Raw genomic sequence first — 21,433 nt, forward strand, 5'->3', positions numbered from 1 at the left:
TCAGCCCCTCAGAACGTTGACTCGGGGATGATGATAACATCGCCCGGCTGGAGGAGCACATTGGCCTTGCTGTCGCCGTGCTTGAGCAAGTCGGTCAGGCGCAATGCAAATTCGCGCTGGCGGCCCACCTGCTTGTCGAAACGGATCAGCTTGGCCCGGTTGCCAGCAGCAAATTCGCTCATCCCGCCAACCGCGATCATGGCATCCAGCACGGTCATATTGGCACGGTACGGCAGCGAAGCTGGCTTTTCGGTTGCACCGACAATGCGGATTTGCTGGCTGAATGTGCCGGCGAATTCGTTGACGATCACCGAAACCAGCGGGTCTTCGATATATTGCGACAGCTGGAGGCGGATATCCTCTTCCAGCATCGACGGCGTTTTGCCGACAGCGGGCATATCCTTGACCAGAGGAATAGTGATGCGGCCATCAGGGCGGACCTGGATCTTCTCGGCACCCAGTTCAGGATTGCGCCAAACGTGGATCGTCAGCTGATCGAGTGGGCCGATGACATAGGCCTCGCCCGGCCCCTCCTGCATAGCAACGAAGGTTGCTGGCGGTAGTTCGGTCCCGGTGCTGCGGCTGCACCCGGCAAGCGCAAGCGCGGATACGGCGCATCCGGCGAGAAGAAAGGCACTGCGAAAGCTGCGCATAAATCAATTCCCTGGCATCGTGTGGAGATATGCAGGGCGACCGGCCGGTGCCCCACTTCCCCCATGTTTGGACAGTTTATTGCCCAAAAAAGGTGAACATACCGTTAGTCATACCTTGTTTTGCCGCAGATTTCCGCTGGAATCGGCGGGTTTGGCGCGTGAGTTTCAGACCAGCACTTCAACCGCCGGTCCCTGCCCCAGAAACGCGCTGGGTGACGCGCTGGCCCCGTATGCCCCGGCGCAGAACACCGCGACCAGATCGCCCACCTCAGCCGGCGGCAAATGCGCCTTGTCAGCGAGGCGGTCCAGCGGGGTGCACAGGCAGCCAACGACATTGGCTTCCTCCTCCGGCTCGGCATCGAAGCGGCTGGCGATGGCGACGGGATAATTGCGCCGCACCACGGTTCCGAAATTGCCCGACGCGGCAAGTTGGTGATGCAGCCCGCCATCGGTGACCAGATAGGTCTCGCCGTGGCTTACCTTACGATCGACAATGCGAGTCAGATAAACGCCTGCTTCGCCAACAAGATAGCGGCCCAACTCCACAAACAGTTCAGCTTCTGCGAGCGTGTCAGGCAGGTCTGCAAAGCGCTTCTCCAGCGCTTTACCCACCATGCCGATATCAAGCGGGGTATCGCCGGGGAAATAGGGGATACCGAACCCGCCGCCCATGTTCAACTTGGGCAGCACTGTTCCGGCCTCGCCTGCGATCCGGTCCGCCAATGCCAGCACCTTGCCCTGCATGTCGATCACTGCCTCTGCAGACAGCGCCTGGCTTCCGGTAAAGATATGCATGCCGCGCCAATTGCACCCAGCGGCGATGATTTCGCGGGCCAGCGCCGGGACCTGATCGGCATCGATTCCGAAGGGTTTGGCCCCGCCGCCCATCTTCATGCCCGAGCCTTTCAGCTCGAAATCAGGGTTCACGCGTATGGCCAGAGCGGGCGTGCGTCCCAGACGCTCAGCAATCGCCAGCGCCCGGCGGGCCTCGTTGGCGCTTTCCAGATTAAGCGTCACGCCCGCCGCAATCGCCGCTTCCAGCTCGCTGTCGCGCTTGCCGGGTCCGGCAAAGCTGACCCGACTTGTGTCGATGCCTGCGCTCTGAATCATCGCCAACTCGCCGCCTGATGCGATATCGAGGCCATCGACCAGCGGTGATATGAAATCAAGAACCGGCGCGAAACTATTGGCTTTAATTGCATAATTGATTTTTAGGCGTTCAGGCAGTGCGGAGCGTAAATCGGCGATGCGCTGCGCGATCATCGCGCTGGAATATACAAACAGCGGGGTCTGGCCCGCCTCCTCTGCCAGCGCGCTGGCCGTGCGCCCGCCGATGGCAAGCTCTCCATTCAGCGCCGAATAGCCTGCGGGAATGGGTCCTAACGGCTTCATTTGCCAATCTCCTTGGCAATGGCAGTTCGGTCGATCTTGCCATTGGGGTTAAGCGGCAGCCGATCCAGCCAATGAATTGCGTGGGGCTGCATAAAATTGGGCAATTCGCGCTGCAATGCCTTGGGCAGAGCCTGCTGCGGCGCCTCTGCCCCGGCAACTGCACGCACGACCAGATGGATCGCCTGACCCAATCGGTCATCGGCAACTCCCAGCGCGGCAGCCTCGGCAACCAGACCGGTTGCCACAGCGGCGCTTTCCAATTCCTGCGGGCTGATCCGGTTGCCTGCGCTCTTGATCATCGCATCGCGGCGACCGACGAAATACAGTAGGCCGTCTTCATCACGGGTCACCCGATCGCCCGACCACACCGCAGTGCCGCCATATTCCGACACATCCGGCGCAGGACGGAACCGCTCGGCAGTGCGCTCAGCATCCTGCCAATAGCCCTGCGCCACCAGCGGCCCGCAATGCACCAGCTCTCCTTCATGCCCCGGCCCGCACAGCTCGCCATCGTCTCCGATCACCAGGATCTCGGCGAAGGGAATGGCACTGCCCATCGAGGTCGGGTGGCTGTCCACCAGATGCGGGTCGAGATAGGTCGAACGGAACGCCTCGGTCAGGCCGTACATTGGAAAAACCTGTGACTGCGGGAAGATACCCCGCAAATCTTTCACCAGATCTGGCGTCAGCGCACCCCCGCTATTGGTCAGGCGACGCATCGGCGTGACTGCCTCGGCGGACCAGTCGATCTCCGCCAGTTGCACCCACAGCGGGGGCACCGCGGCCAGCGTGGTCACGCCGTGCTTCGCACAGGCCTTCACAACATCGCGGGCGAACAAGAAATCGAGCGGCACAACGCAGCCGCCCGCATACCACGTGGATAGCAACTGGTTCTGACCATAATCGAAGGACAGCGGCAGCACCGCCAGCGTCATATCGTCTGCCGCCATGCCAAGGTAATGCTCCACGCTGACTGCACCCAGCCACATATTGGCATGGCTGAGCATCACGCCCTTGGGTTTGCCGGTGGAGCCGGAGGTATACAGGATAGCCGCCAGCGCATCGGGATCGTGATCGGAAGGCGCAAGCCGCGCGTCCAGCGCCTCGGCAGCGGCAAACACTTCGGCTTCCTCAAACTGCTGGCAGGGCGCGGGCGCATCGCTCTCTTCCAGCGTGGCCAGCCGTGCGCGAGTGCCCATCAGCAGCGCCGCGCCGCTATCGGCTAGAATATGCGCGACCTGCGCGCGTTTGAGCAGCGGATTGATTGGCACATGGACCATGCCCGCACGCGCCGCCGCCAGCGGCAACAGGCACGTCAACTCGCCCTTAGCGCCCCAGCTGGCCACCCGCGCACCCGGCTCGGCCTGACTGGCCAGCCATCCGGCGAGCAGCGCAACCCGGCTCCTTAACGCCTCATAGCTAAGCGTCCGGTCGCGCAGCACCAGCGCAGGCGCCTGTGCATCGCCTCGTTCGGCCAGTTGATCCAGAGGGTGCGGCGTGGGATCTGGCATTAACGCTTCCGTACAAGGAATTCCGGTGGATATCGCGGTCAGCTATCACGACACGGTTACCAAACTGCAAGCGCTGTCAGCGCTTTCGCAGGGGCCGTTCGATCGCGCGGAATGGTTCGCATTGCTCGCCAGCCACGGCGCACGCCCGTTGACGGTGATGGCGCAGGACGGAGCGGATTGTGCTGCGCTGCCACTGATGCATGGCGAACACGGGCTGGAAAGCCTGAGCAACTGGTTCAGCTTCACCTGGCGTCCATTGGTGCCAGCGGGCGAGCATTGTGACACGCTGCTTGCGGCAATTGCTCGTGATCTGAAGCAGCAGACGCATCAACTCACGCTTGCCCCCATCCCCGATGAGGATGGCTCGGCAACCCGGCTCGAAACCGCTTTCCGCGCAGCTGGTTGGCACGTCCAGCTTGAAGTGTGTGACGAGAACCATGTCCTACCCGTCCAAGGCCGCGATTTCGCCGCCTATTGGGATACCAGACCAGGCAAGATGCGCACCACATTGAAGCGCAAGGCCAAGAAGGTCGAAACAGAAATTTACACGCAATTTGATGAAGGTGGCTGGCGCGCCTACCAATCCGTCTATGACAATAGCTGGAAGCCAGAGGAAGAGCGCGCCGACCTTCTAGAAGCTTTTGCCCGCGCCGAGGGTGACGCGGGCCGCCTGCGGCTGGGCGTGGCGCGGCACGATGGCGCGCCAGTGGCGGCGCAGTTCTGGACGGTCGAGGATGGCACTGCCTACATCCACAAACTGGCGCATGTCGAAGCCGCCAAGCCACTCTCTGCCGGGACCACGCTGAGCGCCGCGCTGTTTGCGTATGTGATTGACCAGGATGAAGTGGGTCTGGTCGATTTTGGTACCGGGTCGGACGCATACAAGCGCGACTGGATGGAGCTGAACCGCCCCCGCTATCGCCTGACCTGCCTTGATCCGCGCCAGCCCCGGGCGTGGCCCGCACTGACCAAGTCGCGACTGCGCCGCCTTGCACGCGCTATCGGGCACGGCTAAGGGCATCGCCGCTTGCATGGAGGGGAATATTTTTCAATGACCGGCCAGAATGCCGCCACCCCGCTTACCGACACACCGAGTGTCGCCGCTGAGGAGCCGACCGGCCCCAGTCGCAGCGCAGTGGACGCCGCTTTGCGCGCGATCCTGCGTGATGTTCTGGCGCTGGACGAAGATCAGGTCGCTGGCTTTGATGGCGATACCGGCCTGTTCGGTCATCTGCCTGAGCTCGACAGCATGGCCGTCGCGGGTGTGCTGACCGAAATGGAAGACCGTCTCGACATCGTGATCGATGACGAAGACGTCGATGGCGAGATGCTCGAAACCTACGGCGGCCTGCTGGCCTTTGCCGAGGCCAAGTCGGTCACGTCCTGAATGTATTCTGCCTGGCCCTGCCCGCGCGTCACTGGCGGAACGGTCGAGGAGATGATGCTGGGTTTTGATCAGGCGAGAGAATTGCGGCTGCTGGTCATCGCACCACTCTTCGATGAAGCCAACAAGTTTCGTCGCCAAACCCTTGAAATCATGCGCAGGTTGGACGCTGAGGGGATCGACAGCTTCCTTCCTGATCTGCCGGGTTGCAACGAGAGTTCCACGCCTCTGACTGAGCAATCGCTTGCCACTTGGCGCAGCGCTGCAATGGCGGCTGCCAAACATATTCGCGCGACGCATTGCTTTGCGATCAGGTCTGGCTGCTGGCTGGCCCCGCCTGCGGTGCCCGGCTGGCTATACGCCCCCGCCAAGCCAAAACAGGTGCTGCGGGGAATGGTCCGCGCCCGCACGCTCGCTGCCCGTGAGGCGGGACGCGAAGAGACAGCCGAGACGCTAATGGCAGAGGCACGCATCGCCGGGATCGAATTGTCCGGATGGCAGCTTGGCCATAAACTGGTGCGCGAGCTGGAAGCTGGAGAATTTGCCCCCGCCGAAACGCATATCCTCATCGAACAGGCCGTAATCAGCGGCGCGCCGCTGTGGCTGCGGGCTGAACCTGATGAGGATGCGGCTCAGGCTGATGCGCTGGCCGGTGTGGTCGCCAACGGGATGCTCGGCGCATGAGCCGTCTGCCGCTGGTCTTCGAATGCGGCCACTCGCGGCTGGGCGCGACGCTGGACACAGCGCGCGGCACCACGGGGCTGCTGCTGGTAAGCGGGGGCAATGAAATTCGCGCGGGGGCTTTCAACGGACAGGCTCGGCTCGCCGCAGAGATCGCCGCAGCCGGTTATCCTGTGTTCCGGTTCGACCGCCGCGGGATTGGCGACAGCGAAGGCGAAAATCGCGGTTTTCGCAAAGCCAGCAGGGACATCGCCGCCGCGCTGCAAGCCTTTCGGGCAATGGCCCCGCAACTGACTCGCGTGGTCGCTTTCGGCAATTGCGATGCGGCCAGTGCATTGATGCTGGCTGGCGGCGCAGGGTTTGATGCGCTGCTGCTGAGCAATCCGTGGACAATAGAGGATGCATCCGACGACACCCCGCCCCCCTCCGCAGTGCGCTCACGCTATGCCGAGAAGCTCAAGAATCCGCGCGAACTGGCGCGGCTGGTCACTGGCAGGGTCAATCTCAGAAAGCTGGCGCGCGGCGTTATGCAGGCTGCGCGGCCCAAATCCGCACCCAGCAGTTTGGCAGAAGAAATGCGCAGCGGGCTGCAGCAATTTGCCGGGCCGGTGCGGATCCTTCTGGCCGAGAACGATCGCACCGCGCAGGTGTTCACCGATAATTGGGACAGCAAGGATGCGCGTATCGCGCGTTGCCCCCACGCGGGTCATGCCTATGTCGAACCGCACGCGCGCCAATGGCTGCGCGAACAAATCCTCGCAGCGTTAGCGTAGGAACAGGCTGGTCAGCTCGACATGCGATGACCAGCGGAACTGCCCTACCGGGCGCAGTTTCTCAAGCCTGAAGCCCGCATCCTGCAAGGTCTTGGCATCGCGCCCCCAGCTTGCCGGATTGCAGCTGATATAGGCTACGCGGCTGGCTGTACTGGCGGCAATTGCGGCGATCTGGTCACGCGCTCCGGCACGCGGCGGATCAAGCAGAAGCGCATCGAAACGTCCGGCCTCATCGGCCTGCAATGGATTGCGGAACAGGTCGCGGTGCAACGCGTGAACCGGCACGCCGCGCGCATTGGCGGCGGTCTTGCAAGCGAGATGTGCATCGCGCGCGGCCTCGGCGGCCAGCACCTTGGCCGGGCCTGCCAGTGCAAAGGCGAATGTACCAAGGCCGGAAAACAAATCCGCAATCGTGCCCGCACCTTCCAGAAAGCTGCGCGCATCGGCGATCAGGCGGTCCTCACCATCGCGGGTGGGCTGAAGGAAAGCGCCTGCCGGAAACGGCACAGCCACGCCGCCCAATGTCATGGTGACCGGGTCCGGCTCCCAGGTGGTTTCCGGCCCGTAGCCTTCATCCATCGCCAATCGGGCGAGACGGTTGTCACGCGCGAAATCAAGCAGCGCCTCGGTCGGTCCCAGACCTTCGACCGCCAATCCAGTCAGCGTGCAGTCGATTCCCTGATCGGTTAGCGTCAACGCGGCATCGACCGGGCGCTTGCCGCCATGCGCCGCGATCAGGGCGCGCAGCGGCGCGACCAGCGCGAACAGTTCGGGCGTCAGGATATGGCATTCGCGCATATCGACGATGCGATGCGAGCCGCCCTCGCGAAAGCCCAGCTCGGCGCTCTTGCCCCGCCGCAGGCCGTGCAGCGTCGCGCGGCGGCGGCTGCGCGGCGGGGAGAGATGGGTGGCAAGCAATTCGCCCACCGCCACGCCCTGCCCCTCTGCGGCGTACATAACTCGCTCGGTCACGAACTGAGCCAGTGCAATATCGTCAGCATATTGCAGCTGGCACCCGCCGCATTTGCCAAAGTGCCGACAGGGCGGCGCGACATGGTGCGGCCCTGGCGTCAGAGTGCCGTCGGCTGCCACGACATCGCCGGGCACACTGCCGGCGACGTGGCGACCCTGCGCCGTGACGCCATCGCCCTTGGCGGCGATGCGGATGATAGTTTCTGAATTGCTCACAGAAGGCGGGCGATAGCGGGTTTGACAGCGGCGGCAAGCTGTCCAGCTGTAAAGGCGGGGGCAGCAAGGCATGCCGCAGTGTGATGCAGCCACACCGCCTCCTCACCAGCGCGCACCGGATCGCCATGATGCGCCAGCCGCGCGGCAAGTATCCCGGCGAGCACATCACCCGTCCCCGCGACCGAGAGCCAGCTGGACCCGCGCGGGAAGAACCGCACGGCACCCTGTCCCACCAGAACCGTGTCAGGTCCCTTGGCCAGCACGGTCAGCGCCGTGACGCCGTGAAGCGCGCGGGCGCTGGCAAGCTTGCCCTGCGCCGTGACGCCAAAGCTGCGACACAGTGACGCCAATTCGCCTTCATGCGGGGTCACGATCAGCCGGGTCGCGTCTACGCCTTCGAGCATATCCTCATCAATCAGGTGCAGCGCATCGGCGTCAAGCACACAGGGCTTGCCGGTCTCGAGTGCGGCGGACAGCCGGTCTCGGGCGTCGTTCGTGCGGCCAAGTCCCGGCCCTATCAGCAGAGCCGCAATGCGATCATCGGCAAGTGTTCCGGAGAGGTTGCCACCTTCAATGACCAGCTCGGCAGGAGCGTCGGGATGCGAATGCGCGCTCATCAGCTTCACATAGCCAGCGCCACTGTGCATCGCGGCCTGTGCCGCCAGCAAGGGCGCACCGGGCATAGTTCCTGCGACAATGGCCAGCAGCCCGCGGCGGTATTTGTGCGCGTCGGCGGCTGGCGGCGACAGATGCGGTTGGGACGAGAGCGATGCGGTATGTTGCGGGAAATCCAGACCGATGGGGACCAGCTTCAGCTCTCCCATCAGCGGCGCGGCGGGCATCAGGAAATGCGCCTGCTTCCACGCGCCCAGCGCCAGTGTGAGATTGTACTGTGAAATATCACCCAGCAATGCTCCAGTATCACTTGCCACGCCGCTGGGAACGTCAATTGCTATTTTGTATGAATGACTTGCAGCGCATTTCTGCAAGGTTTTGGCAAACTCACCACCGACTTCGCGCGACAGGCCGTATCCGAACAGGCAATCGACGAAAATAGGAGCGTCGAGGCCATCTGCGTGGGTTAGAACTTCGCCGCTGTAAGCGCTGCGAGCCGTTCGCGCTGTCTCGGTCTTTGGCTCGACCGGGGCGACCATTGTCACGCTGGTTCCGCGCCGTCGGAGGCTTTCGGCTATGACATAGCCGTCGCCGCTATTGTTACCCGGACCGCACAGCACCGTCACCGCGCGGCCAGCCGCTGCCCGCGCCACCCATTGTGCCGCGCCCTCGCCAGCCCGCCGCATCAGTTCCCATGAGCTGGTGCCAGCGGCCATCGCCGCGCGCTCGGCGGCCTGCATCTGCGCGACTGTCAGAACAGGATCAGCCACCTTGCGGCTCAATCCAGCGATAGCGGTCATTTTCGATGGTCATGACCACATAGTCGCCAACAAACTCGCTCACCGCCTCGCTGGCACCATCGCGCGAAACAAAGCCGCTGGGTGTTTCTGCCAGATCCAGCCGGCGAAAGCCGCCATCAGGATGCAGGATCACGAAGCTGGTGTCGCGGCCCTCAACCAATTCTACCAGGCGGCATTCTTCGGAAAACGCCGCCGCCCCGTTGAGTGCGCAACCGATGGTGACGCCGCCCGCTTCGGCAATTCCGGGACTGGCGGCAGAACAACCCGCCAGCGCCAGCAAGGCCGCGCTAAATATCGGCGAAAACGTGCGTTTCCTGCGCGGCGCCGGGATGCGTGACCGCGCCCTTGGCGGCCGGACCGACATTTTGCGCAAAGCGCCACAGGGCACCGGACTGATAATCATGCTGACGCGGCTGCCATGCCTTGCGGCGTTCGTCCAGTATCGCTGGCTCCACCAGCAGGTCTATTGTGCCCGCTTCGGCATCAATGGCTATGCTGTCGCCATCCTCCACCAGCGCGATGGGTCCGCCGTCTGACGCCTCCGGTCCGACATGGCCGATGCAGAAACCGCGGGTGGCGCCCGAGAAGCGGCCGTCGGTTATCAGCGCGACCTTTTCGCCCATTCCTTGCCCGTAGAGTGCAGCGGTGGTCGACAACATTTCGCGCATTCCCGGGCCGCCCTTGGGGCCTTCATAGCGGATCACGATCACGCTCCCCTCGTCAATCAAGCGCTTCTTCACAGCGCTGAACGCATCTTCTTCGCAGTCGAACACCCGCGCCGGGCCGGTGAATTGCAGCCGCTTCATCCCGGCGACCTTGACGATAGCTCCCTCGGGCGCGAGCGAGCCCTTGAGGCCGACCACGCCGCCGGTCGGAGTGATCGGGCTGGCCACATCGTAAAACACCTTCTGGTCGGGGTTCCAGGTAATCTCGTCGATATTCTCGCCCAGAGTCCTGCCGGTCACCGTCATGGGTTCGGGATCGATAAAGCCCCCATCCAGCAGCGTTCGCATCGCCATGTAGACACCGCCCGCCTCGTGCATATCCTTGGCGACATATTTCCCGCCCGGCTTGAGATCGGCGATGTACGGCGTCGATTTGAAGATTTCGGCGACATCGAACAGGTCGAAGGCGATCCCTGCCTCATGTGCCATAGCGGGCAGATGCAAAGCCGCATTGGTCGACCCGCCAGTGGCCGCCACCACGCGCGCTGCATTCTCGAAAGCGGCACGGGTGCAAATGTCGCGCGGACGGATATTCTCCGCGATCAGCATCATTACCTGCCGCCCGGCAGCCATCGCAATCTCTTCACGTGATTTGTAAGGAGCCGGAGTCATATTGCTGTTCGGTAATGATAATCCGATCGCTTCGCCCACACACGCCATAGTGTTGGCAGTGAATTGGCCGCCGCACGCGCCATGGCCGGGACACGCCACTTTCTCCAGTGCGGTAAGATCCTTGAGCGGGCAATTGCCGGCCGCGTGCTGACCCACCGCCTCGAACACATCGACCACGGTGACATCGTGGCCCTTGTAAGTCCCCGGCAGGATCGAGCCGCCATAGACAAAGATGCTGGGCACATTGAGCCGCAGCATCGCCATCATCATTCCCGGCAGACTTTTGTCGCATCCGGCAAAACCCACCAGCGCATCATAGCAATGGCCGCGCACTGACAGCTCGACCGAATCGGCAATCACCTCGCGGCTGACCAGCGAGCTTTTCATGCCCTGATGGCCCATCGCGATGCCATCGGTCACGGTGATGGTGTTGAACCGGCGCGGCATTCCGCCCGCCTCGTCCACGCCCAACCGGCACACATTGGCCTGCGCATCCAGAGTTGTGTTGCACGGCGCGCTGTCATTGCCAGCGCTGGCAATTGCGACGAAGGGCCGCGCGATCTCTTCCTCGGTCAGACCCATCGCGTAATAATAGGACCGGTGCGGCGCACGCTCGGGACCGACCGAGACATGGCGGCTGGGCAATCTGGATTTGTCGAACTTCATGGCTGTCATCCCGGCGTTGATCCCGGCCTGCCTGCACAATGCACCCGGCCGATAGCGCCAATGGCTTTCGCTGGGATGACGCTGCGTTTCAAGCCCGCTGCCGAGTAGCTTTGATTGATGCGCTCAAACTTCCAGCGCGACCCTGCCCATCACATCGGCGATCATAACCGCCCAGCGCGCCTGACCCGCCTCACTGGCGATCTGATCCTGCCGGATTTCCACGGTGCAATAAGGGATGCCATGCGCCTCGGCATGGCGGTCCATCGTGGCGTTGAGCTGTTTGCCAGAATAGGGCTGGTTATCGCCGACCATCAGGCCCTGCTGTGCGAACAGCCGGATTGCATGACGCGCCGCGCGATCATCGTGATTGTACAGCAAGGCGACTTCCCACGGGCGCGGCTCGTCACTGGTCGCCAGGCTGGGTGTAAAGCTGTGCAGCGAGACGATCAGCCGGGGCCGCGCCGCGGTCAGGAAAGCTGCCAGCGCATCGTGATAGGGGCGGTGATATTGCTGCAAACGGTTTTCCACATCCGCGCCGATATTGCCGGGGATCAGATGGCCGTCGCTTTGCGTCGGAACCACGGCGGGTTCATCCTCGCGGCGGTGGAAGTCACAGACAAGGCGGCTGACCGTGGCAATATGCGCGGGAATTTCGTGCCTCCGCGCCAGCCGGTCGGCCAGCCCCTCCACCCCGATATCAACCGCAATGTGGTCGTCCAGCAAGCTGCGGTCGATGCCCAGCTGGATCGCCTCTGGCACATGGTTGGAGGCATGGTCCGCCACACAGACCAGCCCGCCGGGGCGCATTTCACCGACCTGGCGGTAGGGCATTCCGTCAATCATCTAAGCTTCCCCTGCAGCTGCCACCAACCGGGATGATCGGCGGCAAGGCGCGCAGCGGCGGCATCGCACGCGGCGGCGCTGTCATAAAGCGCAAAACAGGTTGCGCCCGATCCCGACATACGGGCGAGAAACGGCGCGGTTTCGGCCAGCGCCGCCAGCACTCCGGCAATTGGCGGGCACAGCGCGATAGCAGGCGCGGCGAGGTCATTGCGGCCCGCCAGCGCGATGGCGCGCGCATCACCATCCGGCAAGCCGCCGCGATCCTGCCCGTCCCAATGCGCATAGACCGGCCCGGTGGCCAGCGGAGTACGCGGATTGACCAGCAGCACTGGTGTACCGGCAAGGCTCTCATCATCCGTCAGCGGCTCCAGTTCTGTGCCGGTCCCGCGCCCGATGCAGGTGAGGCTTTCGACACAGGCGGGAACATCCGCGCCAAGCTTGGCCGCGCGTTGTTGCCAGTCATCGGGCAGGCCGTGTCGTTCGCGCACGATGCGGAACACTGCCCCTGCATCCGCCGATCCTCCGCCCAGCCCCGCCGCGACCGGCAAAGCCTTGTCCAAAGTCAGCGCCAGCCCATCGGGGCGCGGCAATTTGCCCAGCGCCCGCATCACCAGATTGTCGAAGGGATTGTCCAGACCGCCAGCAAACTCGCCCGTAACCTGCACACTGTCCTGTGTTGCACCGGCAGCAGTCAGCGTGTCGCCTGCATCAACAAAGGCGAACAACGTCTCAAGCTCGTGATAGCCATCCTCGCGGCGCCTGCGGACGTGCAGCGCGAGGTTGATCTTGGCGAAGGCGGTTTCGCGACTCATGCGACGATCATTACCTTCAACCCATCTTCGTCGCCCCGGTTCACGTCCGGGGTTACGGGTGAATTGAATGCAATGCTCAAAGCCCTCTCCCCTTGCGGGAGAGGGTTGGGAGAGGGGCTCGAAGCGCCAGCTTCGGCCAGAGCCCCCTCTCAACTGCGACTATGGCCTGCTGACGCTGCCCAAAGTCTCGTATCTCTCCCGCAAGGGGAGAGAGTAGAAGCGCGAAATCCATCATATCGCAGGCCCATCACATATTCGGATAATTCGGGCCGCCGCCGCCTTCGGGCGTGGTCCATTCGATGTTCTGGTTGGGGTCTTTGATGTCGCAGGTCTTGCAGTGGACGCAGTTCTGCGAATTGATCTGGAATTTGGGCTCACCCGTCGCCTCGTCGGTCAGCCATTCGTATACGCCAGCCGGGCAATAGCGGTTCGACGGACCGGCAAAAACACCCAACTCGCTGCGCTTCTGCAGTTCCATATCCTGAACCTTGAGGTGAACCGGCTGGTCTTCCGCATGGTTGGTATAGCTGAAGCTGACGCTGGTCAGCCGGTCGAAGCTCAGAACCCCGTCAGGCTTGGGATATGCGATGGGTTGGTACAGATCCGCACGCTGAAGCTGCTCGTAATCGCGGTGATGGTCCATGCTGATCGGCAGGCCGATCTTGAGGTAGCGCATCCACATGTCGATGCCGCCCAGCACGGTGCCGATATCGGCACCGAACTTCTCGATTGCGGGCAATGCATTCTGGACCTGCTTGAGTTCCTTGGCGATCCAGCTGTCACGCAGGTTCGTATCGTAATCCATCAGCTCGGTCTTTTCGTGCCCCGCAGCAACTGCAGCGGCCACGCTTTCAGCTGCCAGCATCCCGCTCTTCATGGCAGTATGGCTGCCCTTGATGCGGGGGACATTCACGAAGCCTGCCGCGCAGCCGATCAATGCGCCGCCCTGGAAGGCGAGCTTGGGCACGGACTGCCATCCGCCATCGTTGATCGCGCGCGCACCGTAAGCGACGCGCTTGCCGCCTTTCAGCGTATCGGCAATCAACGGATGGTGCTTCCAGCGCTGGAATTCCTGATAAGGCGAGACATAGGGGTTGGAATAATCGAGCCATGTCACGAGGCCCAATGCGACCTGTCCGTTGGCCTGGTGGTAGAGGAAGCCGCCGCCGTTGCTGTCGCTCTCGTTCAAGGGCCAGCCCTGAGTGTGGACGATTTTGCCCGGCTCGTGCAGCTCGGGATCGATATCCCACAGCTCCTTGATGCCGAGGCCGTAAACCTGCGGCTGGCAATCAGCCTCAAGGTCGTATTTGGCTTTCATCTGCTTGGTGAGGTTGCCGCGCACACCTTCTGCGAACAGGGTGTACTTCGCGTGGATTTCCATGCCGGGCTGGTAATCGGCCTTCTGGCTACCGTCGGCAGCGATGCCCATATCCTGCGTCACGACGCCGGCTACTGCGCCGTTATCATCGAACAAAACTTCCGCAGCCGGAAAGCCGGGGAAGATCATGACGCCCATTTCCTCGGCCTGTTCGGCCAGCCAGCGGCACAGGTTTCCCAGCGATCCGGTGTAACAGCCCGCGTTCGACATGAATGGCGGGAACATGATGTGTGGCATGGCCGAAGCGCCAGTTTCGCTGATCGTGTAGAACAGGTCTTCGCCGACCGGCGTTTCCGCCATCGGACAATCCATGGTCCGCCATTCGGGCAGCAGCTCGTCCAAAGCCTTGGGGTCGACTACGGCGCCAGAGAGAATATGCGCGCCTATTTCGCTGCCCTTTTCGAGCAGGACGACTTCCAGTTCCTCGTTGAGCTGCTTCAACCGGATCGCCGCCGAAAGGCCCGCCGGGCCGCCACCGACGATGACCACATCGCAGGGCATCGATTCGCGTTCGCTCATATGTCTCTCTTTTCGTCGCAAGAACCTTGCCGGATGCCTTGATTGCTGGGGCGGATGAGGTCAAGACCCTCGCCGGACGGATGATGAACACCACACCCCCCATTTCGCGCGATTTCGCGCCGCTCGAAGCCGTTGAGGCGGCGCTCGACTGGTGGCGTGAGGCGGGTGTCGACACCGCATTTCACGACGAGCCGGAGAGCTGGCTGAAACAGCCAGAAGCGGAGCAGGCCGTAACGGCGCCCAAACCCAAGCTACCCCCTGCCCCGGTCCGCTCGACACCGCTCGAACGCGCGCTCGCGCCGGATGAGGCTGACAAGCAGATTGGCGGTCCGCGCGACACCTGGCCAAATGATCTCACCAAATTGCGCGAATGGTGGATGACGGAGCCTTCGCTGTCGCCCGGTGCGCTTGATACCCGTCTGCCGCCGCGCGGCGCGGCGGGTGCACGGCTGCTGGTGCTGGTCGGACAGCCGGAACGCGACGATGGCGAGTCGCTGCTGTCCGGCGGTGCGGGGCACATGCTTACCGCGATCCTGCGCGCAATGGGGATTGGCGAACATGAGGCTTACCTTGCCAGCGCGCTGCCCGCACCGATGGCCTTGCCAGAATGGGACCGGCTGGCGGCGCGCGGCCTGGGCGATGTCACCTGCCACCACATCGCAATTGCCGCGCCGCAACGTGTGCTGGTGTTCGGGCGCGCGATGGCGCCGCTGTTCGGCGCGCCCCCCGATGCAGCTCGCACGCCGTTCCTGCTCGATTGCGGCGGTACGAATATGCCCTTCCTTCTCGCTCCCGAACTCGCCGAGCTGGCCCGCTCCGCAGGCAGGCGGCAGCGGTTCTGGCAATCCTGGCTCGACTGGACCCGATGATGATACGCACCGCACTTCTCGCCGCACTGCTGCTCGCAGGTGCTGCTCCCCTCGCTGCACAGGCGCAGGACGCCAGCGTCAAATATTTCACCAGCACGCACGCCGCCGGGCTGCCAAAGCTGCTCAGCAGCGATGACCGGCTGTATTACAGTTCCCTGTTCGAGGCGATCGACGGCAGGAACTGGGACCGGGTCGAGGTCATGCTCGCCCAGCGCGGCGACGGGCCGATGCATGGCGCGGCGCTGGCGGCCTATTATTTGCATCCCGACAGCCCGCGCGTCGCCCTGCCGCGTATCGAGGACTGGCTGGCGCGCTATAGCCGTCTGCCGCAGGCGGAAAGCATTGCCCGGCTGGGCCAGACCCGCGGGCTGGAGTTTACGCCCGATCTGCCGCGCAAACGTGAACTGGTCCGGCAGCCGGGAATGATCAAGCGTATCCGCCCGTCGTCGATCAGCGACGGGTCCATGCCCGGCGATGTCAGCGCCGCGATCAATGACCGGATCAAGAATGACGACCCCGACGGCGCGCGGGTCCTGCTGGACGGGATCGATGCGGGGCTTTCTGGCGAGACACGCGCCGAATGGCGGCAAAAGGTCGCCTGGAGCTATTATATCGAAAATCGCGATGCGCAGGCTTTCGCGCTGGCGGAAACCGTGCGCAACGGCGGGACCGGTGCATGGGTTGCGGAGGGTGACTGGACCGCCGGACTGGCCGCATGGCGGCTGGGCGATTGCGACCAGGCCGCTGCGGCGTTCCAGCGCGCTGCTGGCGCTTCTTATAACCCGGCGCTGACGGCGGCGGCACATTACTGGGCCAGTCGATCCTTCATCCGTTGCCGCGCCCCTGAGAACGCCGACGAGCAATTGCGCGGCGCAGCACGGTTTCCCGAAACGCTCTATGGGATGCTGGCGCATGAACAGCTGGGCCAGACGCTGCCCGCCACCCACGCCAGCCCCGATCTGACCGCCAGCGACTGGTCCTCCATCGCCGATCAGGCAGCAGTGCGGCAGGCGGTGATGCTGGCAGAGCTGGGTCGCCGCGATGAGGCTGACGAGGCCTTGCGCTGGCAGGCGCGTGTGGGCGAGCCGGGCGATTACGCCGCCCTGTCCCGGCTGGCGCGCGCGCTGGGGCTGGCGGGCACACAGAACTTCATGGCTTACAATGCGCCCAGCGGAGCGTCATCGCAACCCAGCCTGCGCTATCCGATCGCCGCCCACGTCCCGCGCGGCGGCTGGCGCGTCGATCCGGCGCTGGCCTTCGCGCATTCGCTGCAGGAATCGAACTTCCGCGAGAGCGTGGTCAGCCCCGCCAATGCCATCGGGTTGATGCAGATCCGCCCCATCGCCGCGCGCGAATACGCCGCCTCGATCAATCTCGACGCCAGTTATGCCGATCTGAAAGACCCGGCCACCAATCTCGCCTTCGGTCAGCGCGCGCTTGAGTCGCTCAGCCAGTCAGGCTTTACGCAGGGCCGCCTGCCCAAGATCATGGCCGCCTATAACGCCGGCCCCACCCCCGTGGCCCGCTGGGAAAGCGAAATCCGCGATCAGGGCGATCCGCTGCTCTATATGGAATCGATCCCCTATTGGGAAACGCGCGGCTATGTTGCCATCGTGATGCGCAATTACTGGATGTACCTGCGCCAGGCCGATGCCGAGGCGCCCAGCCGCATCGATCTGGCCGAAAATGACTGGCCCATGTTCCCAAGGACCCGCTGATATGCCGATTGACGAGAAGCGCAGTTTCAAGCCGGTACGGATTTCGGTGCTGACCATTTCCGACACGCGCAAGCCGGTGGACGACACCTCGGGCGATATTCTGGTGCAGCGCCTGACCGATGCGGGTCACGAACTGGTCGACCGCGAGATCAGCAAGGACGACAAGAACGAGATCGCCGCGCATCTGCACCGCTGGATCGATGACGATCAGGTCGATTGCGTCATCACCACTGGCGGCACCGGCCTGACCGGGCGCGATGTCACACCCGAGGCGCTGGACCGCGTCAAGGACAAGGACATCCCCGGCTTTGGCGAGCTATTCCGCTGGATCAGCTATGAACCCATCGGCACCAGCGCCATCCAGAGCCGCGCCTGTGCAGTGCTGGCACGCGGCACCTATATCTTTGCGCTGCCGGGTTCGAATGGCGCTGTGAAGGACGGCTGGGACCGCATCCTTGCCGAACAACTCGACAGCCGGAACCAACCCTGCAATTTCGTCGATCTCATGCCCCGCCTGCGCGAGCGGTAGGCTCTATCCTACATAACATGTTCCATGTATGTTCTCATGCATGGAGCAACCAAAAGACCCATCAGTTTCAGGACGCGGTGCGCAGTCTGCGGCGGTTTCGACCCGCTTTGGACTGGCGACTCGCGAGGCCGATGGCGACTGGCGCGATCATATGGAGGCGCTCGACGGACCGCCGGTGAAACTTCGCACCACTGTGACCGAGGAACGGCCGCGCACCATCCTCACCTTCAACCAGTCGCCCGACATCGGGTTCGACCGCTCAATCAACGCCTATCGCGGGTGCGAGCATGGCTGTGTTTATTGTTTTGCCCGCCCCACCCACGCTTATCACGATCTTTCGCCGGGGCTGGATTTCGAAACCAAGCTGTTCGCCAAGCCCGATGCCGCAGAAATCCTGCGCGCCACTCTCGCCAAGCCGAAATACCGCCCCCGCCCCATCGCGATGGGGACCAACACCGATCCCTACCAGCCGATCGAGGACCGTTATCGGATCACACGCAGCGTGCTGGAGGTCTGCCTTGATGCTCGCCACCCGGTGACCATCACCACAAAATCCGACCGCGTACTGCGCGATCTCGATATTTTGAAAGTCATGGCGGAGCGACATTTGGTGGCCGTCGCAATTTCGGTTACCAGCCTTGATGCCAGGCTTTCTGGCAAGTTAGAACCACGCGCAGTATCGCCGCTCAAGAGATTGGCAGCACTGGGCAAACTGTCCGAAGCAGACATTCCGACGCATTGCATGATATCGCCTGTTATCCCCGCAATCACCGACGAATATATGGAGGACATCGTCAGCCGCGCCGCTGCGCTGCGCGTGGACAGCGTGGGCTGGATACCACTGCGCCTGCCGCATGAAGTCGCCCCGTTGTTCCGCGAATGGCTGTCAGTCCATTACCCTGAGCGCGGCGACAAGGTGATGAGCATCGTCCGCTCAATCCGCGGAGGCAAAGACAACGATCCCAATTTCCACACCCGCTTCAAACCCAGCGGCGTATGGGCCGACCTCTTCCGCGCCCGATTCGCTCTGGCCTGCAAACGCGCGGGGTTGGGCAAGGCGAAATTCGCGCTGGATTGCACACAGTTCAGACGCCCAGCGATGGGCGGGCAGTTGCGGTTGTTGTGACCACTCCCGGTGCCACAGAAGATTAAAACCCCGCCCCGCCTTCGCCCGGTTCAAACCGCATCAGTCTGCTGTCCGCCAGCGCCGCCGTACGGTTGACCACCGCTTGCTGGTAATTCGCGTCCTTGATCATCTCGAAAAATGCGTCCGCATTGGGATATTGCGCCACGAAGCCATCGTGCCATCGCTGCGTATCCGGCCCGGTCACCATCGTCTGGAACGCGCCGCGCCACACGATGCTGCCGCCCACGCGGCGGAAGATCGGGCCGCTGGTTTTGCCATATTCCTGATAGGCGCGCTGGCCGCTCCAGCCTTTGCCAGCATGTCCGTGCCCCTCGGGATAGGCCGCCTGATCGCGGTAGCGCAGCAGGTTGAGCATGTGGATCGGCTGGTCGCGCGGCAAGTCCTTGAAGCGCGCGAAATTGGCGGGGCTAGGATCGATATACTGCGTCATGCGGATCTCCTCATACGTACAGTTCGCGCCATTCGCCGGGTGCCAATCCATCGGCAGTCCAATCCCCCACGCGCCAGCGGACCAGCCGCAGCGTGGGCAGGCCAACCGCTGCGGTCATGCGTCGCACCTGGCGGTTCTTGCCTTCGGTAATGGTCAGCGACAGCCAGCTATCAGGCACAGTCTTGCGATAGCGGACCGGCGGATCACGCTCCCACAGCATGGGCGGCTCGATAGCCTCGGCCTGAGCGGGCCGGGTCATGCCGTCTTTCAACATCACTCCGCCGCGCAATTGGGCCAGCGCCGGCTCGTCAGCAACACCCTCCACCTGTGCCAGATAGGTCTTGGGCATCTTGTGCCGGGGCTCGGCAATGCGCGCCTGCAACCGCCCGTCATCGGTCAGCAACAGCAGCCCTTCGCTATCCTTGTCGAGCCGCCCGGCGGGATAGACATCGGGCACCGCCACCAAATGCGCCAGCGTATCGCGCGCATCACCGCCCGCGCCGCCGCTGAACTGCGACTGCACGCCAAACGGCTTGTTGAGGAGGATCAGCCGGCTCACTCTGCCAGAACATAATCCGCGAAGCGTTCGCGCAGGTCTTTTTTGCTGATCTTGCCCGTCGCCGTGTGCGGGATATCGTCGACGAATTCGACCGCATCGGGCAGCCACCATTTGGCGACCAGCGGCTTGAGATGGTCGATCACCTCATCCGCGCTCAGATCAGCGCCTGCCTTGCGAACCACGAACAGTACCGGGCGTTCGTCCCATTTGGGGTGGTACATTCCCACCGCTGCGGCTTCCGCCACTGCGGGGTGCCCGACGGCGGCGTTTTCCAGTTCGACCGAGCTGATCCACTCGCCGCCCGATTTGATCACGTCCTTGGTGCGGTCGGTCAATTGCAGCGTGCCGTCGGGGTGGATGATACCAACATCGCCGGTGTCGAACCAGCCATCCGCCGTGACTGCATCCTGCTCAGCCTTGAAATAGCGCCGGATCACCCAAGGCCCGCGAATTTGCAGCGCACCGCTGCTCTCGCCATCTCGGGGCAGTTCCTTAGTGAAATCGTCGAGATCGACTGTACGCAGTTCCACGCCGAAGACCGGGCGGCCCTGCATGGCGGTTTTGGCGACTTTCTCGTCAAAGCTGAGCTGGTCCCAATCATGTGTTGGCCCGCCGACCGTGCCGATGGGGCTGGTCTCGGTCATTCCCCAGGCGTGCTGGACGCGGGTGCCGTTTTTCATCAGCCGTTCGATCATGAACTTTGGTGCGGCCGATCCGCCGATGGTGGCGGCGTGCAGTTTGGGCAGTTCGATCCCCTGCGCATCGCAATATTGGAAATGCGCGAGCCATACGGTGGGCACGCCTGCGCTGTCGGTCACGTTTTCGCGCTTCATCAGATCGTCCAGCACCGCCGGATCGTTGACTGCGCTGAACACGAATTTCACACCCGCCATCGCACCCGCATAGGGCAGGCCCCAGCTGGCCGCGTGGAACATCGGCACCACGGGCAGCATCACACTGGACGCGCTGAAGTTGAACGCAGAAGGCTGCAAGCCCGCCATCGCGTGCAACACGGTGGAGCGGTGTTCGTACAGCACGCCCTTGGGATTGCCGGTGGTGCCGCTGGTGTAGCAGAGCATGCAGGGATCACGCTCGTCGCCCTGCACCCAGGCAAAATCGCCGTCCTGTGCGCCGATCCAATCCTCAAAGCCGGTGGCATCGGCCCCGGCTGGCGGGTCGTAGCAGATGTAATGCTCGATGGTTGGCCATTTGCTGCGCATCCGGTCAACGATGGGCTGAAACGCGGCATCATACAGCAGCACGCGGTCCTCGGCATGGCCGACGATATATTCCAGCTGATCATCGAACAGGCGCGGGTTCACAGTGTGCAGCACCCCGCCCATGCCCGCCACGCCGTACCAGCTGACCAGATGGCGCGAATGGTTCATCGCCAGACTGGCCACGCGGTCGCCCGGTTTGACGCCCAGTGACTGCAAGGCCTGCGCCATTTTCAGTGCGTCGCGGCGAATGCCGGCCCAATCGGTACGGGTTTCGCTAACATCTCCCCAGTGAGTGACAATCTCGCGGCTGCCCGCTTCCCGCGCCGCGTGGTCGATCACCGTGGTGACACGCATGGTCCAGTCCTGCATCGCTCCGAGCATTCGCCTGTCTCTCCTGTGAGTGCGCCGG

21 protein-coding genes are annotated in these 21,433 nt (G+C 63.2%); 8 read left to right on the forward strand and 13 right to left on the reverse strand.

Annotated elements, in window-relative coordinates:
- Positions 1-8: 8 nt before the first annotated feature.
- The 3 genes from FEV51_RS02180 to FEV51_RS02190 all read right to left on the reverse strand — a co-directional run bounded on the left by FEV51_RS02180 (position 9) and on the right by FEV51_RS02190 (position 3,556).
- The gene (locus FEV51_RS02180; RefSeq protein WP_138615588.1) at positions 9-653 is read right to left on the reverse strand and encodes an XrtA/PEP-CTERM system exopolysaccharide export protein; all 645 of its coding nucleotides are present in this window, start codon (positions 651-653) and stop codon (positions 9-11) included.
- 165 nt (positions 654-818) lie between these two features.
- Positions 819-2,045: a pyridoxal-dependent decarboxylase, exosortase A system-associated gene (locus tag FEV51_RS02185; protein ID WP_138615589.1), complete on the reverse strand. Its 1,227-nt coding sequence runs from the start codon at positions 2,043-2,045 to the stop codon at positions 819-821.
- Positions 2,042-3,556, reverse strand: a complete 1,515-nt coding sequence (locus tag FEV51_RS02190; protein WP_138615590.1) for an acyl-CoA ligase (AMP-forming), exosortase A system-associated — start codon at positions 3,554-3,556, stop codon at positions 2,042-2,044. Before FEV51_RS02190 ends, FEV51_RS02185 begins: the two co-directional genes overlap by 4 nt.
- Positions 3,557-3,581: 25 nt before the next feature.
- On the opposite strand from FEV51_RS02190, the gene FEV51_RS02195 reads away from it, so the two are divergent.
- The 4 genes from FEV51_RS02195 to FEV51_RS02210 are packed head-to-tail and all read left to right on the forward strand — an operon-like array spanning position 3,582 to position 6,394.
- The gene (locus FEV51_RS02195; protein ID WP_246034394.1) at positions 3,582-4,571 is read left to right on the forward strand and encodes a GNAT family N-acetyltransferase; all 990 of its coding nucleotides are present in this window, start codon (positions 3,582-3,584) and stop codon (positions 4,569-4,571) included.
- A gap of 36 nt (positions 4,572-4,607) precedes the next feature.
- On the forward strand, positions 4,608-4,943 hold the full coding sequence (locus FEV51_RS02200; protein ID WP_138615591.1) for a phosphopantetheine-binding protein: 336 nt from the start codon (positions 4,608-4,610) through the stop codon (positions 4,941-4,943).
- Complete coding sequence (locus FEV51_RS02205) at positions 4,944-5,624, forward strand: alpha/beta hydrolase family protein (RefSeq protein WP_138615592.1); 681 nt, start codon at positions 4,944-4,946, stop codon at positions 5,622-5,624.
- Positions 5,621-6,394 carry a hydrolase 1, exosortase A system-associated gene (locus tag FEV51_RS02210; protein ID WP_138615593.1) on the forward strand — a complete coding sequence of 258 codons (774 nt, stop codon included), beginning with the start codon at positions 5,621-5,623 and terminating at the stop codon, positions 6,392-6,394. Before FEV51_RS02205 ends, FEV51_RS02210 begins: the two co-directional genes overlap by 4 nt.
- Here FEV51_RS02210 and FEV51_RS02215 read toward each other — a convergent pair.
- The 7 genes from FEV51_RS02215 to FEV51_RS02245 all read right to left on the reverse strand — a co-directional run bounded on the left by FEV51_RS02215 (position 6,386) and on the right by FEV51_RS02245 (position 14,552).
- Complete coding sequence (locus FEV51_RS02215) at positions 6,386-7,582, reverse strand: class I SAM-dependent RNA methyltransferase (RefSeq protein ID WP_138615594.1); 1,197 nt, start codon at positions 7,580-7,582, stop codon at positions 6,386-6,388. The two genes, FEV51_RS02210 and FEV51_RS02215, sit on opposite strands and share 9 nt — an antisense overlap.
- The gene (locus FEV51_RS02220; protein WP_246034395.1) at positions 7,579-8,997 is read right to left on the reverse strand and encodes an NAD(P)H-hydrate dehydratase; all 1,419 of its coding nucleotides are present in this window, start codon (positions 8,995-8,997) and stop codon (positions 7,579-7,581) included. The genes FEV51_RS02215 and FEV51_RS02220 overlap by 4 nt, the downstream gene beginning before the upstream one ends.
- Positions 8,960-9,277, reverse strand: a complete 318-nt coding sequence (locus FEV51_RS02225; protein WP_138615595.1) for a hypothetical protein — start codon at positions 9,275-9,277, stop codon at positions 8,960-8,962. The genes FEV51_RS02220 and FEV51_RS02225 overlap by 38 nt, the downstream gene beginning before the upstream one ends.
- A 7-nt stretch (positions 9,278-9,284) precedes the next feature.
- On the reverse strand, positions 9,285-11,000 hold the full coding sequence (ilvD, locus tag FEV51_RS02230) for a dihydroxy-acid dehydratase (protein ID WP_138615596.1): 1,716 nt from the start codon (positions 10,998-11,000) through the stop codon (positions 9,285-9,287).
- Between the two features lie 123 nt (positions 11,001-11,123).
- A complete protein-coding gene (locus FEV51_RS02235) occupies positions 11,124-11,843 on the reverse strand; it encodes an N-formylglutamate amidohydrolase (protein WP_138615597.1) in 720 nt (239 codons plus the stop codon).
- The gene (locus FEV51_RS02240) at positions 11,840-12,655 is read right to left on the reverse strand and encodes a 4-(cytidine 5'-diphospho)-2-C-methyl-D-erythritol kinase (protein ID WP_138615598.1); all 816 of its coding nucleotides are present in this window, start codon (positions 12,653-12,655) and stop codon (positions 11,840-11,842) included. The genes FEV51_RS02235 and FEV51_RS02240 overlap by 4 nt, the downstream gene beginning before the upstream one ends.
- Positions 12,656-12,902: 247 nt before the next feature.
- Positions 12,903-14,552: an electron transfer flavoprotein-ubiquinone oxidoreductase gene (locus tag FEV51_RS02245; protein WP_138615599.1), complete on the reverse strand. Its 1,650-nt coding sequence runs from the start codon at positions 14,550-14,552 to the stop codon at positions 12,903-12,905.
- 26 nt (positions 14,553-14,578) lie between these two features.
- On the opposite strand from FEV51_RS02245, the gene FEV51_RS02250 reads away from it, so the two are divergent.
- Genes FEV51_RS02250 through FEV51_RS02265 form a run of 4 tightly spaced genes read left to right on the forward strand, consistent with a single transcriptional unit; the run spans position 14,579 to position 18,794 of the window.
- Entirely contained in the window at positions 14,579-15,421 is an 843-nt protein-coding gene (locus FEV51_RS02250) for a hypothetical protein (RefSeq protein WP_171033008.1), read from the forward strand.
- Positions 15,418-17,139 (forward strand): lytic transglycosylase domain-containing protein, encoded by a 1,722-nt coding sequence (locus tag FEV51_RS02255; protein WP_342773719.1) that lies wholly within the window; start codon positions 15,418-15,420, stop codon positions 17,137-17,139. Before FEV51_RS02250 ends, FEV51_RS02255 begins: the two co-directional genes overlap by 4 nt.
- 1 nt (position 17,140) lies before the next feature.
- The gene (gene moaB / locus FEV51_RS02260) at positions 17,141-17,668 is read left to right on the forward strand and encodes a molybdenum cofactor biosynthesis protein B (protein ID WP_138615601.1); all 528 of its coding nucleotides are present in this window, start codon (positions 17,141-17,143) and stop codon (positions 17,666-17,668) included.
- 40 nt (positions 17,669-17,708) lie between these two features.
- Positions 17,709-18,794 (forward strand): PA0069 family radical SAM protein, encoded by a 1,086-nt coding sequence (locus FEV51_RS02265; protein WP_138615602.1) that lies wholly within the window; start codon positions 17,709-17,711, stop codon positions 18,792-18,794.
- A gap of 22 nt (positions 18,795-18,816) precedes the next feature.
- Here the strand turns inward: FEV51_RS02265 and FEV51_RS02270 are convergent, their stop codons facing one another.
- From FEV51_RS02270 to FEV51_RS02280, 3 genes are read right to left on the reverse strand one after another with little or no spacing between them, the layout of a single operon-like run.
- The gene (locus FEV51_RS02270; RefSeq protein WP_138615603.1) at positions 18,817-19,245 is read right to left on the reverse strand and encodes a DUF1330 domain-containing protein; all 429 of its coding nucleotides are present in this window, start codon (positions 19,243-19,245) and stop codon (positions 18,817-18,819) included.
- 10 nt (positions 19,246-19,255) lie between these two features.
- Entirely contained in the window at positions 19,256-19,804 is a 549-nt protein-coding gene (locus FEV51_RS02275; protein ID WP_187695306.1) for a pseudouridine synthase, read from the reverse strand.
- The gene (locus FEV51_RS02280) at positions 19,801-21,405 is read right to left on the reverse strand and encodes a long-chain fatty acid--CoA ligase (protein ID WP_138615605.1); all 1,605 of its coding nucleotides are present in this window, start codon (positions 21,403-21,405) and stop codon (positions 19,801-19,803) included. The genes FEV51_RS02275 and FEV51_RS02280 overlap by 4 nt, the downstream gene beginning before the upstream one ends.
- Positions 21,406-21,433 lie beyond the last annotated feature (28 nt).

Source organism: Qipengyuania marisflavi, assembly GCF_005884405.1.
GTDB lineage: Bacteria > Pseudomonadota > Alphaproteobacteria > Sphingomonadales > Sphingomonadaceae > Qipengyuania > Qipengyuania marisflavi.